11 protein-coding genes and 1 pseudogene are annotated in these 16,338 nt (G+C 55.9%); 2 read left to right on the top strand and 10 right to left on the bottom strand.

Annotated elements, in window-relative coordinates; all coding sequences use genetic code 11:
- The first annotated feature begins 7 nt into the window (after positions 1 to 7).
- Both SIL79_RS12075 and SIL79_RS12070 read left to right on the top strand, forming a co-directional pair.
- Positions 8 to 5,854, top strand: a complete 5,847-nt coding sequence (locus SIL79_RS12075; RefSeq protein WP_226685021.1) for a hotdog fold thioesterase — start codon at positions 8 to 10, stop codon at positions 5,852 to 5,854.
- Between the two features lie 268 nt (positions 5,855 to 6,122).
- Positions 6,123 to 7,511, top strand: a pseudogene (locus tag SIL79_RS12070) (PfaD family polyunsaturated fatty acid/polyketide biosynthesis protein); the annotation flags it as partial.
- 144 nt (positions 7,512 to 7,655) lie between these two features.
- Here SIL79_RS12070 and acpS read toward each other — a convergent pair.
- The 10 genes from acpS to SIL79_RS12020 form a co-directional block, all read right to left on the bottom strand.
- Complete coding sequence (gene acpS / locus SIL79_RS12065) at positions 7,656 to 8,036, bottom strand: holo-ACP synthase (protein ID WP_039034211.1); 381 nt, start codon at positions 8,034 to 8,036, stop codon at positions 7,656 to 7,658.
- The gene (gene pdxJ, locus SIL79_RS12060; RefSeq protein WP_071477137.1) at positions 8,036 to 8,773 is read right to left on the bottom strand and encodes a pyridoxine 5'-phosphate synthase; all 738 of its coding nucleotides are present in this window, start codon (positions 8,771 to 8,773) and stop codon (positions 8,036 to 8,038) included. Before pdxJ ends, acpS begins: the two co-directional genes overlap by 1 nt.
- Before the next feature lie 112 nt (positions 8,774 to 8,885).
- Entirely contained in the window at positions 8,886 to 9,611 is a 726-nt protein-coding gene (gene recO, locus SIL79_RS12055) for a DNA repair protein RecO (RefSeq protein ID WP_071477136.1), read from the bottom strand.
- A gap of 8 nt (positions 9,612 to 9,619) precedes the next feature.
- Complete coding sequence (gene era / locus SIL79_RS12050; protein ID WP_039034209.1) at positions 9,620 to 10,609, bottom strand: GTPase Era; 990 nt, start codon at positions 10,607 to 10,609, stop codon at positions 9,620 to 9,622.
- A complete protein-coding gene (gene rnc / locus SIL79_RS12045) occupies positions 10,606 to 11,289 on the bottom strand; it encodes a ribonuclease III (protein WP_083399877.1) in 684 nt (227 codons plus the stop codon). The genes era and rnc overlap by 4 nt, the downstream gene beginning before the upstream one ends.
- Positions 11,286 to 12,200: a signal peptidase I gene (lepB, locus tag SIL79_RS12040; RefSeq protein ID WP_039034207.1), complete on the bottom strand. Its 915-nt coding sequence runs from the start codon at positions 12,198 to 12,200 to the stop codon at positions 11,286 to 11,288. The genes rnc and lepB overlap by 4 nt, the downstream gene beginning before the upstream one ends.
- Before the next feature lie 169 nt (positions 12,201 to 12,369).
- A complete protein-coding gene (gene lepA, locus SIL79_RS12035) occupies positions 12,370 to 14,160 on the bottom strand; it encodes a translation elongation factor 4 (RefSeq protein ID WP_071477135.1) in 1,791 nt (596 codons plus the stop codon).
- A gap of 117 nt (positions 14,161 to 14,277) precedes the next feature.
- Positions 14,278 to 14,757: a SoxR reducing system RseC family protein gene (locus SIL79_RS12030; protein WP_319619303.1), complete on the bottom strand. Its 480-nt coding sequence runs from the start codon at positions 14,755 to 14,757 to the stop codon at positions 14,278 to 14,280.
- 10 nt (positions 14,758 to 14,767) lie between these two features.
- On the bottom strand, positions 14,768 to 15,700 hold the full coding sequence (locus SIL79_RS12025) for a MucB/RseB C-terminal domain-containing protein (RefSeq protein WP_039034204.1): 933 nt from the start codon (positions 15,698 to 15,700) through the stop codon (positions 14,768 to 14,770).
- Between the two features lie 9 nt (positions 15,701 to 15,709).
- Entirely contained in the window at positions 15,710 to 16,330 is a 621-nt protein-coding gene (locus SIL79_RS12020) for a sigma-E factor negative regulatory protein (RefSeq protein WP_039034203.1), read from the bottom strand.
- Positions 16,331 to 16,338 lie beyond the last annotated feature (8 nt).

Raw genomic sequence — 16,338 nt, 5'->3', positions numbered from 1 at the left:
GAACAGAGTGACAAGTAAACAAGCCGAGCCCATCGCCATAGTTGGCATGGCCGCCCGCTTCCCGGGCTGTGAGGATCTGGACGCCTTCTGGCAACTGCTCAGCGAAGGCCGGGATGCCATCAGCTCCCTGAATGACAGCCAATTGGGCGCCAGTGTCAACGATTATCAAGGCGCAAAAGGCCAGAGCGACCGTTTCTATTGTGATCAGGGCGGTTATATTCGCCAGCTAAACTTCTCGCCCGAGGGCTATGCCAGATCAGCGGATGAAATGGCAACGGGTGCCCAAACCTGGGATCAGCACCTGTTGTGGGCACTCGATTGCGCCCGCAAGGCCCTGCAAAGCGCCGGGCTAACCCCTGCACAAAACGCTTCCGACTTGGCGCGCTGCGGCGCCGTGATGGGCACGCTTTCGTTCCCGACCCGAGCTTCCAACAAGGCCTTTTTGCCGCTGTATCATCACAGTGTCGATACTGCGCTGCGGCGCCGTTTCCCCGGCATGCCGCCATTGGCGTCAGCCATAGATGCAAAAACGACAGCAGATGCAAGCATTCGCCATTGGGATACGGATATCGCCGCCCAGGGCTCTGAACTGCTGTGCGATTGCCTGGGCCTTGGCGGCCCCAGCCTGAGCCTGGATGCCGCCTGCGCCAGCTCAGTCTATGCATTGCGCCTGGCCTGCGACTATCTCAGTAACCACAGCGCCGATGTGATGTTGGCCGGTGCCGTCAGCGGTGCCGATCCCTTCTTTATCCATATGGGCTTTTCCATTTTCCAGGCCTTCCCCGAGTCGGGCCAAAGCGCCCCGCTGGATAACCATTCCGGCGGCCTGTTTGCCGGTGAAGGCTGCGGCGTATTGGTGCTCAAGCGCCTGAGCGATGCCCAAAGGGATGGCGATACCATTCACGGCATAATCAGAGGCACAGGGCTTTCCAACGATGGTCGCGGCCAGTTTGTCTTAAGCCCCGCCAACAAGGGCCAGGTACTGGCGTTTGAACGGGCATCCGAGGCGGCAAATATCGCGCCATCCCAGGTGGAGGTGATTGAGTGCCACGCCACGGGTACACCTCTGGGTGACAAGGTGGAACTCAGCTCCATGGAGCAGTTTTTCGGCCCTCGTCTGGAAGGCAGCGCCGCGCCTAAAATCGGCTCGGTCAAGTCCAACCTCAGCCACTTGCTGACCGCTGCCGGCATGGCAGGCATCATCAAGTTACTGCTGTCGATGAAACACAAGCTGTTACCTGCCTCGGTGAGAATATCGGCGCCGCTGAGTTCGCCCAACGGCGTGTTTGGCGAGCACAATATAGTTCGCAGCGCCATACCCTGGCCGACCAAAGCGGGCAATCCCGGCTCGGTTGCCGGGGTATCAGTATTCGGATTCGGCGGCTGCAACGCCCACTTGCTGCTCACAGGGCCAGATACTGCCAAAGAGCTTATTCCGGCCAAACCTTCGCCGGAAGCGGCTGAACACCAAGGCACTGAGGGCCTGGCGATTGAGGGCGCCGCCGCGCATTTCGGCGCCGCCGACTCGCTCGAGACGCTCGCCAAGCTGATAACCAAAGGGCAAACGGCCACCAGAGCCCTGCCCCCCAAACGCTGGAAAGGCCTGGAGCGCAACCGCTCTTTGCTCTCCAGCATGGGGCTTGAACAGGCTCCCAATGGCGGCTACATAGACAAGTTTGAACTGGATTTCCTCAAATTCCGTCTGCCGCCCCATCCGGGAGATAGACTGGTGGCGCAGCAATTACTGCTGCTCAAGGTGGCCGATGATGCGATTCGCGATGCCAATCTGCCCATGGGTGGCCGGGTGGCTGTGTTGGTCGCCATGGAAACCGAGCTTGAGCTGCATCAGTTCCGCGGCCGGGTTAATCTGCATAGCCAGATTAGCCAGAGCCTTAACGATGCCGGCATCAACCTAAGCCAAGATGAGTATCTCGAACTCGAGCGTTTGGCGATGGACAGCGTTTTGCCCAGCGCCAGCCTCAATCAATACACCAGCTACATAGGCAACATCATGGCCTCCCGGGTCGCCTCCCAATGGGATTTCAACGGCCCGGCTTTCAGTATTTCGGCCGCCGAGCTGTCGGTTCCCCGGGCGTTGGAAGTGGCCGCCAATCTCTGCCGCACCGAGGCGTTGGACGCCGTAGTAGTGGCAGCGGTGGATCTCGCCGGCAGCGCCGAGCGGGTATTGCACTCGGGCAAGCGTCTGCAGCAGCTTGGACTGTTACCGGGTGAAGGCGCCGGCGCCTTGGTGCTGAAGCCGTCAGTGGCGCATCAAAGCGGCCGCTACGGCGCCCTGACAGAGCTGAGCTTCAAGCCGTTTTCATCAGAGGAATTAGCAGCTACAGAGCCTCTCTCTACGGCAGACTCAAGAGAGCAAGCATTTTGCCGGAACGCACAGCCCGAGATAGATGAACACAGCCCCAGCATCAAGGTTTTTCGTCGTCTCGCGGCCACCAGCCACAGCGCCGTCTCGCGTATGGGGCACAGCTTTGCCGCCGCCGGGATGGCCAGTTTGCTGCACTCGCTGCTGCGCCTGACCCAGGATAGAGATAAAGATTCCCACACCCTGCTGATAGATGGCGAGCGCCGCTGCGCCGCGGTTAATTTGCACCAGTCGGCGGAGCAAAAGGCGCGCCTGCAACAGGCGCTCCGCACGCAGAATAAAAAGAACTGTCAAGGGGCCAGTGAAAAGCCCAGTCCAAAGATAGCCGATGCAAATGTCCGCCAGCTGTGGCAAACCATCACCCTTGGCGGTGACGCCATAGAGCAGCATATCGCCACCGCCGAGCTTAAACACGAGACCGGCATTCGCCAAAAGCTTGCCCAGGCAAAGAACACTCAAGCCCAGGCAGCGCCGGTAATACACACCAGCAGCCAACAAGTTAACAGTGAACTCACTCAGGAGCTCAGCCCGGTGAACAATCAGCACGCCCCATCAGCTCTCAGACAATCCGTGCCCGGCGATAAAATTGCGGCCGCACCCCATAGAGCCGCTACCGAAGCGCACCTGCAGGCGCTGGCAGATAATCAACGGCTGGCACGTGAAGCGCACCAGGCCTTTCTCAAGAGCCGTGAAACCGGACTGGCACTGGCCAGCGCCCTCTTGGGCGCCGGAGCTGCGGCCGAAAACCGCTTAAGCGCTGAAACTATCGGCTCAGAAGACGAGCGCTCGACAGCCCAAAACTCCGCCTCAGTAGCGCCTTTGCCAGCGCGCACGCCCAATGACTCGGTCCAAACGGCTGCTAAAGCTATTGCCAAAACCATTCCCCCAAAAGCGACATCCCAAGCGCTCAAGGACAAACCCTGTATCTGGAATTATCAGGATCTGGTGCAATACGCCGAGGGCGACATAGCGCCGGTATTCGGCCCCGAGTATGCCGTGATTGACAGCTACCGCCGCCGGGTGCGACTGCCCACCACAGATTATCTGCTGGTCTCCAGGGTGACTAAACTCAATGCCCGTCTTGGCGAATACAAGCCGAGCACCATGACCACGGAGTATGATATTCCCGTGGACGCCCCCTATCTGGTCGATGGCCAGATCCCCTGGGCGGTAGCTGTGGAATCGGGCCAGTGTGACTTGATGTTGATAAGCTATCTCGGCATAGATCTGGAGAACAAGGGCGAGCGGGTCTACCGTTTGCTCGACTGTACCCTCACCTTCCTCGGCGATCTGCCCCGTGGCGGTGATACCCTGAGATATGACATCTCCATCAATCACTTCGCCCGCAACGGCGATACCCTGCTGTTTTTCTTCTCCTACGAGTGTTTTGTCGGCGAACGTCTGATCCTCAAGATGGACAACGGTTGCGCCGGTTTCTTCACCGATGCCGAGCTGGCCGATGGCAAGGGAGTCATCCGCACCGAAGAGGAGATCAAGGCCCGCAACCTGGCGATGGCGAACAAGCGCCAATTCCAGCCCTTGATCCACTGTAAACAACAGATATTTGATTATCAGCGAATGAGGCAACTGCTGAACGGTGATATCGGCGCCTGCTTTGGCCCATCTCATGACTTGGGTTACCGCCAAGCCTCGCTGTGTTTTGCCTCGGAAAAGTTCCTGATGATCGAAGAGGTCAGCAGAGTCGAGTCAAGTGGCGGCGCCTGGGGCCTGGGCCTGGTTGAAGGACACAAGCAACTGGAGCCGGATCACTGGTATTTCCCCTGTCATTTCAAGGACGATCAGGTGATGGCCGGCTCCTTGATGGCCGAGGGCTGCGGTCAGTTGCTGCAGTTCTATATGCTCTATCTTGGCCTGCACAAACACACCCGCAATGGCCGCTTCCAACCACTGGAAAGTGCGCCGCAGAAGGTGCGTTGTCGCGGACAGGTACAGCCGCAATCCAATCGTCTCACCTATCGGATGGAAGTCACCGAAATAGGGCTGACCCCCAGCCCCTGGGCCAAGGCCAATATTGAGATCTTGCTCGACGGCAAGGTGGTGGTGGACTTCCAGAATCTGGGCGTCATGCTCAAAGAAGATGAAGACTGCCACAGGTATGCCGATGACAGCAACCAGGAGCACAGCAGAAAGCTGCAACCCCCTGCCGCCTCGGCAAGTGATGCTAACGAGGCGCTGAACGCCGGACGCCAGGCGTCCATCAATGCTCCCTTGATGAGCCAGGAAAGCTGCCCGGACTCTCAGCCCATTCACGGCGTGCTCCCGGTCAGGCATGTTCCGGCGCCAGTAACACCGGACTACCCGAATCGCAGGCCAGATACTGCGCCCTTTACCCCCTGGCACATGTTCGAGTTCGCCACCGGCGATATTGAGAACTGCTTCGGCCCCGACTTTGCCGCCTACCGCGGACTTATCCCACCGCGCACCCCCTGCGGCGATCTGCAGCTCACCACCAGGGTGACACAGGTGATTGGCAAGCGCGGCGACTTCAAGTCTCCGGCCTCCTGCATCGGCGAATATGAAGTGCCGCCCAAGGCCTGGTACTTCAGTGAAAACAGTCACCCGGCGCATATGCCCTACTCGATTTTGATGGAGATAGCGCTGCAGCCCAACGGTTTTATTTCCGGCTATATGGGCACCACCTTGGGCTATGGCGACACAGAGCTTTTCTTCCGTAACCTCGACGGTAAAGGCACACTGCTGCGCCGGCTTGACCTGCGTGGCAAGACCATCAGCAACGACTCGCGTTTGCTGAGCACTGTCAAGGCGGGCACCAACATCATCCAGAGCTTCAGCTTTGTGCTCAGCGCCGATGGTGAACCCTTCTATGAAGGCGAGGCAGTATTTGGTTACTTCAAGGCCGAGGCGCTGAAAAACCAGTTGGGGCTGGATAACGGCAAGGTGACCGAGCCCTGGGATAAACAGCAGGGGCTTGTGGCCGATGTGAGCTATGATCTTCGCGCTGCCGATTGCGCTCTCTATCATGGCTCTTGGAAGCAAAAACACCTGCGCCTGCCGGGCGGTCGACTCAACTTTGTCGATTCTATCCGCATCTGCCGCCAAGGCGGCCATTCCAACTTGGGCTACATCTATGGCGAGCGCAAAATCGATGCCGCTGACTGGTTCTTCCGCTTCCATTTCCATCAGGACCCTGTGATGCCGGGCTCGCTCGGAGTGGAAGCCATGCTGGAACTCCTGAGTGCCTTTGCTCTGGACGCCGGGCTTGGGAGCCAATTCAGTAACCCAAGATTCGCCCATTGCCTGAGTCAGGTACAGTGGAAATACCGCGGTCAGATCAATCCCCTGAACCGGCAGATGTCGCTGGAGCTGCATATCACAGCCATAGAAGGTACGCCGGACAGAGTCACACTGACAGCCGATGCATGGCTCGCCAAAGATGGCCTGCGAATTTATGAAATAAAAGATCTGGCTCTGGCCATTGAAGAAGCCTGAGCCCCCAGGCAAAAACAACCGAACAGATAATGAGAGCAACAAGATGACAAGCTTCAATTGGCCCTGGGCCCTGAACCCAAATAGTGATGATGTCTTTGCGGCCACGGATAACTGTGCCAACAACGTAATCAAGGCGCTGGATAAGCCGCTGTTTGTCGCCAGACAAACCAAAGGGGAAATCCTGTTTGCCAATCAGGCGCAGCTTGCCGAGGCGAGTGCTAGCGGCAATACACTGCCGATTTGTGCCATGGTGCCGCCACTCAGCGCAGCAGCGCTCGGCGATCCGGCCTTTGCCGCCTGCCACAAAGTCAAGTACGCCTATTATGCCGGCGCCATGGCCAACGGTATCGCCTCCGAAGATCTGGTGATTGCCCTCGGCAAGGCCGGCATTCTCTGCTCATTCGGCGCCGCCGGTCTGGTGCCCGCCCGAGTGGAAGCCGCCATCGGCCGAATTCAGGCGGCGCTGCCAAGCGGCCCCTACGCCTTTAACCTGATCCACAGCCCCAGCGAACCGGCACTCGAACAAGGCGCGGTCGAGCTCTACCTCAAACACCGGGTGCGTACGGTCGAAGCCTCGGCCTTTCTGGCGCTGACCCCTCACATAGTGAGATATCGGGTGGCCGGACTGAGCCGGGACAGTGACGGCAACACCCTAATCGCCAACAAGGTGATAGCCAAGGTGAGCCGCACCGAAGTCGCCGCCCACTTTATGGCGCCGCCGCCGGAGAAAATCCTCCAGCAGCTGCTGAGCCAGGGATGGATCACCGAACTGCAGGCCGAACTTGCCAGGCAGGTGCCCATGGCCGACGACATTACCGCCGAGGCAGACTCCGGCGGTCATACCGACAATCGTCCTCTGGTTACCCTGCTGCCCACCATTATCGCCTTGCGGGATAAAATGCAGGAGAAATACGCCTACCAAGAACCTATCCGGGTTGGAGCGGGTGGCGGCATAGGCACGCCGGATGCCGCTTTGGCGGCCTTCAATATGGGCGCCGCCTTTATTGTTACCGGCTCTATCAATCAGGCCTGTATCGAAGCCGGTGCCAGCGAGCACAGCCGTAAGCTATTGGCGACAGTGGAAATGGCCGATGTCACCATGGCGCCGGCCGCAGATATGTTTGAGATGGGCGTCAAGCTGCAAGTGGTAAAACGCGGCACCCTCTTCCCCATGCGGGCCAATAAGCTTTACGAAATCTACAGCCGCTACGACTCGATAGAGGCTATTCCGGCCGATGAGCGCCAAAAGCTGGAAACTCAGGTGTTTCGCGCCAATCTGGATGAAATCTGGCAAGGTACGGTTGCCCACTTTATGGCGCGGGACCCCGAACAAATTCGCCGCGCCGAGGGCAATCCAAAGCGCAAGATGGCGCTTATTTTTCGCTGGTATCTGGGGCTATCGAGCCGCTGGTCCAACACAGGGGAAAGTGGTCGGGAGATGGATTACCAGATCTGGGCCGGGCCGGCACTGGGCGCCTTCAACGCCTGGGCCAAGGATAGCTACCTGGATGATTACCGTCAGCGCCGCGCCGTGGACTTGGCACTGCAACTGCTCGAAGGCGCCGCCTATCAAAACCGGGTCAACCAGCTGCGAAGCCAGGGCATAGCCCTGCCATCCAGCCTGGGCCATTATCGGCCGCTGAAATCGCTGGACTGATAAGAAGCGAATCTTGATGCAAAAAGACCAGAGGCAAGTTAATAACCTACCTCTGGCCTCAGTCACCATCAATCGAGCGAGTATGCCGTTAGAATGAATGGATTGAGCGACTTGTCAAACTGAGCTTACTGTTCCGACTGAAGCTCAGTCGCTCAGAACAACAGTCGCCACCGCATAGTGACGTTCATCGGCAATGGATAATAGCGCCCGCTTGGCGCCCAGTGTTTCCAGGCGTTGGCACGCCCCATCACTGAATTCAAGCTGGGGCGCACCATCGGCATTATTACTGATATGAATATGCTGAAACGAGACTCCGCGGCCGATTCCGGTTCCCAGCGCCTTGGCAGCCGCTTCCTTGGCCGCAAAGCGCTTGGCAAGAAATCGCGCCGGGTCGCTCAACGTCTGAAAGCGGGCATATTCGGCCTCGGTCAGCACCCGTTTGGCCAGCCTATCTCCGCCCCGCTCCAACTGAGCCTCAATGCGGGCGATTTCCACTATGTCGGTACCCAGTCCCAGCACAGCCATTACTCGCCTCTGCGACCTTCCAACATGAGTTGCTTCATATCTCTGACCGCCTTGTCCAGGCCGTCTATCGCCGCCCTGGCTATGATGGCGTGGCCGATATTCAGCTCATGCAGCTCGGGAATGGCCGCTATCGGCTTCACATTATGATAGTGCAGCCCGTGCCCTGCGTTGACCACCAGGCCCTTGCCGTGAGCATAGGCCGCCATTTCCGTGATACGGGCCAACTCCTCGCTCTCCTCTTCAGCGCTGTGGGCGTCGGCGTAGCGGCCGGTGTGAATTTCTATCACGGGCGCACCCACGGCAACGGCAGCATCTATCTGCTCACGGTTGGCATCGATAAAGAGAGATACTTTAATGCCCTGCTCGGCCAAACGTTTAACCGCAGCGGCGATTTTAGGCTGCTGACCGGCAACGTCCAAACCGCCCTCTGTAGTAAGCTCCTCACGTTTTTCCGGCACCAGACAAACATAGGCAGGCTTAACTTCACAGGCGATATCCAGCATCTCTTCGGTGACCGCCATTTCGAGATTCATCCGGGTCTTGAGCGTCTTGGCCAGCAGATAGACATCGCGATCCACTATGTGGCGTCTGTCTTCACGCAGATGGATAGTGATCCCTTCGGCGCCGGCGTGCTCGGCCACGGCCGCTGCATGCACAGGATCCGGGTAATGGGTGCCACGCACCTGCCGCAAAGTGGCGATATGATCTATGTTCACCCCTAACAAGATTCGATTCATCTGTAACTCCTTGATAATTCCTGGAATGCACCGGCCTGTTCGGCGGTATAAAAGCAGTTTCTATTCTCTGCCCATTGTAACGGCAGCATTTGAAAAAAGCGGGCTGAAGAGCTCATTTATCCCCTCGGTTTTGCGGCTGTGGCTCCCTTGGCAAATTTCCCCCCCGGCGGGCAAACAACTGCCTGCTGAGCAGTGGCTTATCGCCGAGCAGTGGCCGGAGCAATTGCCGGGTCAAGGCTTTGGCGGCTTGCCAATCCTCTTGCTGAAGGCGATTTTCTGCCAATGCCAACAGAGTGCTTCCCGGGAATGCCTCTTGCCGCTTAGCATCACCAACAAAGGGAATAAATCCCTGTTCGGGAATGAATCTGTAGCAGCCATCAGCTTGGATCTCGGCGCCATCGGCATCCTTCAGTAGCGAGGGCATGCAGCCAAGCTCGGATAAGAGTCTGAGCTCGAAATAGCGCAGTGTTGTCTGCTCAAAGCCCTTGGCCAGCGCCAGCAGGCTCTGATGATAACTGAAAAACAGCGCTTCGCCACTCTGGTGGTTACCCAGTACCCGCACCAAGAGTTCATTGAGGTACATGGCCGCATATAAAGCGTCCCCGGACAGGGGCACTGCCGGGGACGCACTTTCAATTTGAGTCAGGGTTCTGAGGTCGCTGCGGCCAGTCAGTTGGAACAGCAGCGGCTGAAACGGCTGCACTATGCTCTTTATCGAGCGCTTGCCACTGCCGACTCTGGCAACGGCGTCGACCCGACCAAAGCCATCCACCAACAGGTTCAACAACATGCTGGATTCCCGATAGGGCCGGGCGTGCAGCACATAGCCTCGCAGCATAGTCGGCCTCAGTCTTCGCCGTAACCCAGACTGCGAAGGGCGCGTTCATCATCGGCCCAGCCCGACTTCACCTTGACCCAGACTTCCAGGAACACTTTGTTATCAAATAACTGCTCCATGTCCTTGCGGGCCTCGGTGGCGATAGTACGAATTCGCTCGCCCTTCTTGCCGATCACCATGCGTTTCTGACCGTCACGTTCAACCAGGATAAGCGCATTGATCTGATAGACGCCATTCTCCATCATCTTGAACTGCTCGATTTCCACCGTGGCATCATAAGGCAGCTCATCACCGAGAAAACGCATCAGTTTTTCACGGACGATTTCAGAAGCCATAAAGCGTTGTGAACGGTCGGTAATATAGTCTTCCGGGAAATAGTGCACGCTCTCGGGCAGTGATTCTTTCGCCAGCGACATCAAGCGACCAACGTTGGTACCCGACTTGGCAGAGATGGGCACAATTTCATCGAAGGCATATTTCTGCCCCAGGGCTTCCAGGTGCGGAAACAGTGTCTCTTTATCCTTGATATAGTCGACCTTGTTCACCGCCAGCACTGTCTTGCGCTCATTGCCGCCATGACGCAGCTTATTGAGCACCATTTCGTCATCGGCGGTCCAGTTGAGACCATCGACCACAAAGATCACCATGCAAACATCGGCCAACGAGCTGGCGGCGGCGCGGTTCATCAAACGGTTGATGGCGCGCTTTTCCTCTATGTGCAATCCAGGGGTGTCGATAAAGACTATCTGCGATGGGCCTTCGGTGTGGATCCCCATGATCCTGTGGCGGGTGGTTTGCGGCTTACGGGAGGTGATACTCACCTTTTGGCCGAGCAAACGGTTGAGCAAGGTGGACTTGCCGACATTGGGGCGACCGACTATGGCCACCATACCGCAGTAAGTGACATCATAGGCGGGTGTCGGTGACGGCTGGTTCATCTTGGCCAGCAGTTCATCCAGGCTCGGCTCCTGGGCCGGTACCTCTGGGGTCTTACTCATTTTTTCAGTAACTCCAATATCCCAGCAGCGGCTTGCTGCTCGGCTTTTCTGCGTGAACTGCCGGTACCGGATACGGCTTGATCCAGCTCTTCGATACGGCATTCTACGGTAAAGGTCTGATCGTGCGCCTCGCCGGAAACCGCCACCACTTTATACTCAGGCAGGGGTTTCTTATAACCCTGCAGGTATTCCTGCAACTGGGTCTTGGCATCTTTCTGGCTGACCCCGGGTTGAATCGCCTTCAGTCGCGGCTGGTACCAGCCCAAGAGCAGTGGTCGACAGGTTTCCAGATCTGAGTCCAGGTAGATGGCGCCTATGATGGCCTCCACCGCATCGGCGAGAATGGATTCGCGGCGAAAACCGCCGCTCTTGAGTTCGCCCGGACCCAGGGTCAGATAGTCACCCAGCTTAAACTCCTTGGCGATTTGCGCCAAGGTATCACCGCGTACCAAGGTGGCACGCATCCGGCTGAGATCGCCTTCGGTCGCCCTGGGGAACTGATGATACAAGGCATCGGAAATCACTATCGACAGGATAGAGTCTCCGAGAAACTCCAACCGCTCGTTATGCTTATTAGCCGCACTTCTGTGAGTCATGGCCTGCTCCAGCAGTGCCATGTTATTGAATTCATACCCCAGAGTACGACACAGACGGGCAAAATTCTTCACAGGTTCTCTCACTTCAAACCACCTACACGTTCAAAACGCACACCGCTTGGCACCCAGGTAGGTAACCAATCCTGAGGCTGGCGCTCAAACTCAAAACTTATCCAAATTGCCACGGCTTTACCCACCAGATTCGCTTCGGGTACAAAGCCCCAGAAACGGCTATCGGTACTGTTGTCACGGTTATCGCCCATGGCGAAGTAGTGGCCTTCTGGTACGACAAACTCCCCTTGGCCAAAGCCTGGCTCACGGTAATAGAAGGCCGATGGCTCAGGGCGGGCCGGGTTAATCAGAATATCGTGAGTCACCTCACCCAGTTGCTCGCGAAAACGCAGCAGATCCACGCCATCATCCTGGAACTCGCCTTTATTGACCGGTGCTCTCAATACCAGTTTAGGACCTGGACAAGGTTGTTGCTCTTTACAGGCCTCCTGAATATAGAGTTCCTTGTTGCGATAGATGATCTTATCGCCTGGTAAACCGATAACCCGCTTGATGTAATCGACCCGCTCATCTTTAGGGTATTTAAATACTATGATGTCGCCGCGCTCCGGCTCGCCGGTTTCCACCAGCTTGCTGCGCCATACAGGATCTTTCAGGCCATAGCTGAATTTTTCCACCAGAATGAAGTCACCCACCAGCAGAGTTGGCATCATGGAGCCGGAAGGGATCTGAAACGGCTCGTACAAAAAAGATCTCAGGATTAGCACAAAGGCTATCACAGGGAAAATGGACTTGGAGGTTTCCACATAACCTGGCTCCTGGATGATTTTTTCAGTGACTTCATCGGTCAGGGTGCCATTTTGCGCTTGGGCCAGTGCCAGTTTAGCCTGACGCTTGGGGGCCAGCACAAAGGCATCGAGCGCCCAGATAAGGCCGCTGACCAAGGTCACCAGCACCAGAATAATGGAAAAATAGGCTGCCATTGGTTATTTAACTCCTGCCTTGTATTAAATTGGAATAAGTCTTGTCAGCTTTAGTTAGTTTACCCATATTTGCCGTTCCAGGGACAGGTCTCCCCTTAAACTAACTAAAGCGCCGCAAAATGCGGCGCAAATGAGATGTTGCTATCCAGGGCGCCGCGGCGCCACAGGATCACTCGTTCAGTTTCAATACCGCCAGGAAGGCTTCCTGTGGAACTTCCACGTTACCGAGCTGCTTCATCCGTTTCTTACCTTCTTTCTGCTTCTGCAGCAGTTTCTTCTTCCGGGAAACGTCACCACCGTAACATTTGGCGGTTACGTCTTTACGCAGTGCTTTCACGGTCGAACGGGCCACAATCTGACTGCCCACTGCGGCTTGGATTGCAATATCAAACATCTGCCGCGGGATAAGCTCTTTCATCTTCTCCACCAGGGCGATACCACGGTGGCGTATGTTGCCCCTGTGGATGATCATCGCCAGAGCATCGACTCTGTCGCCGTTGATCAACACATCCAAACGCACCATGTCGGCTGCCTGGAAGTAGACAAAGTTATACTCGAGCGAAGCATAGCCACGACTGGTGGACTTAAGCCTGTCGAAAAAGTCCATCACGACTTCAGCCGCCGGAATATGATAGGTCAGTGCCACCTGGTTGCCGTGGTAAACCATATTCTTCTGTACACCGCGTTTTTCAACACAGAGAGTGATCACATTGCCCAGGTAATCCTTGGGCACCAGAATATTGGCTTCGACAATAGGTTCACGCATCTCTTCGATATAGTTGAGTGCCGGCAACTCCGATGGGTTATCCACATAGACAACATCGCCATTGGTCAGCTCAACTTCATACTCTACAGTGGGTGCCGTGGTGATCAGATCCAGGTTATATTCCCGCTCCAATCGCTCCTGGATGATCTCCATATGCAGAAGTCCCAGATAGCCGATACGGAAACCAAATCCCAGAGCAGTGGAGTTTTCCGGCTCAAACTGCAGTGAAGCATCGTTCAAGCTCAGTTTATTCAACGCATCACGAAAGTTTTCATAGTCGTCGGTAGAGATGGGGAACACACCAGCGTATACCTGAGGCTTCACTTTCTTGAAGCCAGGCAGAGGCTTGTCTGCGCCGTGTTTGGCATGGGTCAGGGTATCCCCCACGGGGGCCCCGTGGATCTCTTTGATACCGGCAATAACAAAGCCTACTTCACCGGTTCTCAGTTCAGTTTTTTCTTTCTGCTTGGGAGTGAAAATCCCCACCTTGTCGGCGTTGTAAGTCTGGCCTGTGCTCATAACCTTGAACTTATCGCCCTTCTTGAGCACGCCATTCTTGATCCGCACCAGGGACACAACCCCTTGGTAGCTGTCGAACCAAGAGTCAACAATCAGTGCCTGCAGAGGCCCTTCCGGGTCACCTTCCGGTGGTGGGATTTGTGCCACTATGGTTTCCAGCACTTCGTCTATGCCGATACCTGTCTTGGCAGAGCAGCGCACTGCATCTTTGGCTTCAATGCCAACTATATCTTCAATCTCGGCCGCCACCCGCTCGGGTTCAGCCTGTGGCAGGTCAATCTTGTTGAGTACAGGAACAACGTCCAGATCCATTTCCAGCGCGGTATAACAATTCGCCAGTGTCTGGGCCTCAACCCCTTGACCGGCATCAACTACCAGCAAAGCTCCTTCACAAGCCGCCAGCGAGCGGGAAACTTCATAGGAGAAGTCAACATGCCCTGGAGTATCGATGAAGTTCAGCTGATAGATTTCACCGTCTTTGGCCTTATAGTCGAGTGTCACGCTCTGGGCCTTGATGGTGATACCGCGTTCGCGCTCCAGATCCATTGAATCCAGCACCTGAGCAGCCATTTCACGGTCGGTTAAGCCGCCACAAACCTGGATCAGGCGATCTGAGAGGGTAGATTTGCCATGGTCGATATGGGCAATAATCGAAAAGTTTCTAATATGTTTCATTATGCTGCAATGACTAAATTCTAATGGGAGACTGTGCTCAAAGGTGCGAAATTGTACCCGATTGCTGGGCCAATACCAATTAGATTCACACTTTGAGCCTGTGTGGGAATGACGGAATTAGTGGCACTTGCTTTCTGAAGCGGCCTCCATGGCTTGGCCAAGATTAGCGAGAATGACGGGTTGAGCCCGGTTTTCAATCCTGCGCGCCTGAGACTTGCCCAATTTCCAAGCCAGCAAAACAAAGATGATCGCCATGAATATGGCCCCTCCATCTGTACTGAACCCGGCAAGCGAGGCAATAAAGCGCCCAAGCAAGCCGCCTAAAAACAGCCCGACCAAAGGCAGCATGTAAACCAGCATTGCCGCCTTGAGCACTACGCTTTCCGGCAAGCCTAAGCGCAATAGAGTGCCTTCTGGATAAGTTTCAGTACTGGGCAGAGAAAACTCCTGCAGCCGACTGCCAAACGCCTTGGCAACCGCAGAAGTACCACAGGATTCGCTACTGGAGCAGTGATTGCAGGCGCTCTTCAATTCCACTTGCACCTTGACCCAACCGTCACTGTCTGTGCCTATAACCTTAGCCACCTGCTCCATCATAACCCTGTCCTCACTCCAGTCTTAAACCCGAAGCGATACGGATAAGCGTTTGTGTCGGCACCTTACCGACAGCAACCACTTCCAGGTTACCGACTCGGTCGGCCGCCATGGAAAGGCCATTACGGGTCATCAGCTCTTCCGGCATAGGCGCGTCACCGGCGCGGGCGACGTAGACAGAAATATTGCTGAAGCCATCGGTCAGGGCTATGTATTCCACCGGCTCATGGCTGCCAATCAGGCGATGGTGATCACGAACCACAACTTGAAAACCGGGCGGCAGCCAATCGAACTGCCAATTCTGGCCATCTGCACGCTCTGAGGAGTTCATCACCGCCGGCCATTCCTGCTTGTAGGCCTCCACCAGCAGAGGTGCGGTCTCTTGCAGTTCTATCAATTCGATGACTAACAACTGCTCCAGCAACTGCTTGTCCTGATTCAGCATGTCATAGCGCAGCGGCAGGAAGGTTTCCATATCCATCCACACCTGAAAACCATAGCGGTATTCATCATTGGGCAAAATACGGATCATCTGTCCTGGACGGCCGGCGATACGGCTACGCCCCCCCAACACCAATTGATATCCGGCCTCGATATTGCCGCTGTCACCGAAGAAGGCCGCTGGCATCACTCCTTGAATACGCTTGGCATTAATACTATAGGCGGGCTGTTCGTGTTCGATAAAGGTCACTATATTACCGACACGAACCGCATTTTTCGGCGGCCCATTGAGGTGTTCGAGAAAGGCCACTTCCTCACCGTTGACTTTACCGTGCAGGTATACCAAAGGCCGAATATTATCGGCCTGAAGTTGGATGAGCGAAATCTTGTATTCTTTTTCGCGCAAAGCCTGACTCATTTTTTCAAGCCAGGCTTTGGCGGACATATCATCCTGCGCGAAGGCAGGCACTGCGAAGGCCAGAAGGGCCAAGAGGAAAAGGCGCAAGAGATTTCCTTAACGATTCATAGGAACAGGAACGACCTCACTATTGTTATCCATAACCACACCGGCATTCAATCTCTGTTGCAACATATGATCCTGAATATAGCTGTTAATCCTGCGACGTTGCTCAATCAACTGCTCATTGGTATACCCCTGTGGCTGCTGAACCGGTCCGGTTTGCAGGCTAACAGGTGAAGCACTGCCCACCAATGGACGGGTAATAAGCACTGGGGATGCAGGATCCTGGCTTTCAGGTGTCTGGTTGTAGTTCTGAACACCAACAATGGCAACCATGGCAACAGTGGCCGCAATCGCATACTGGCCAAACTGTTTGAACATGGGAATCACTCTACCGCCGGAAGCAAGCTGACGTTGGGGCTCAACGTCCTCAGGTACCTGAGTTGAGGTGACAGGCGCAACAATCGCCGGCTCCTTGTCGATAGCGGCCGCAATACTGGCGGACAGATCCAAGGGGATAGCAGAAGGCAACTCGCCACGCATGGCATCACCGATAAGATGATAGTTACGCCACTTGTCGTGAGAAGCAGTGTCACCAGCCAGTTCTGCCAGCGTCTGAGCGTCGGTTTCGCCGTCCACTGCCGCAGAAACCCACTCCTGACCTAATTTATCCATTACTCACC

Origin of the sequence: Shewanella indica (assembly GCF_033842865.1) — a bacterium.
In the GTDB taxonomy this organism is placed as follows: Bacteria; Pseudomonadota; Gammaproteobacteria; order Enterobacterales; family Shewanellaceae; genus Shewanella; species Shewanella indica.
The sequence above is the reverse complement of the archived record's forward strand: the minus strand, read 5'-3'. Positions and strand labels throughout refer to the sequence as shown.

Coding starts and splice junctions, on each gene's coding strand:
- SIL79_RS12030 (WP_319619303.1), bottom strand. CDS start 14,757: ATGATGGAGCAGGTGGCTAAGGTTATAGGCACAGACAGTGACGGTTGG.
- pdxJ (WP_071477137.1), bottom strand. CDS start 8,773: ATGAATCGAATCTTGTTAGGGGTGAACATAGATCATATCGCCACTTTG.
- lepA (WP_071477135.1), bottom strand. CDS start 14,160: ATGAAACATATTAGAAACTTTTCGATTATTGCCCATATCGACCATGGC.
- SIL79_RS12020 (WP_039034203.1), bottom strand. CDS start 16,330: ATGGATAAATTAGGTCAGGAGTGGGTTTCTGCGGCAGTGGACGGCGAA.
- acpS (WP_039034211.1), bottom strand. CDS start 8,036: ATGGCTGTGCTGGGACTGGGTACCGACATAGTGGAAATCGCCCGCATT.
- recO (WP_071477136.1), bottom strand. CDS start 9,611: ATGCTGCGAGGCTATGTGCTGCACGCCCGGCCCTATCGGGAATCCAGC.
- lepB (WP_039034207.1), bottom strand. CDS start 12,200: ATGGCAGCCTATTTTTCCATTATTCTGGTGCTGGTGACCTTGGTCAGC.
- era (WP_039034209.1), bottom strand. CDS start 10,609: ATGAGTAAGACCCCAGAGGTACCGGCCCAGGAGCCGAGCCTGGATGAA.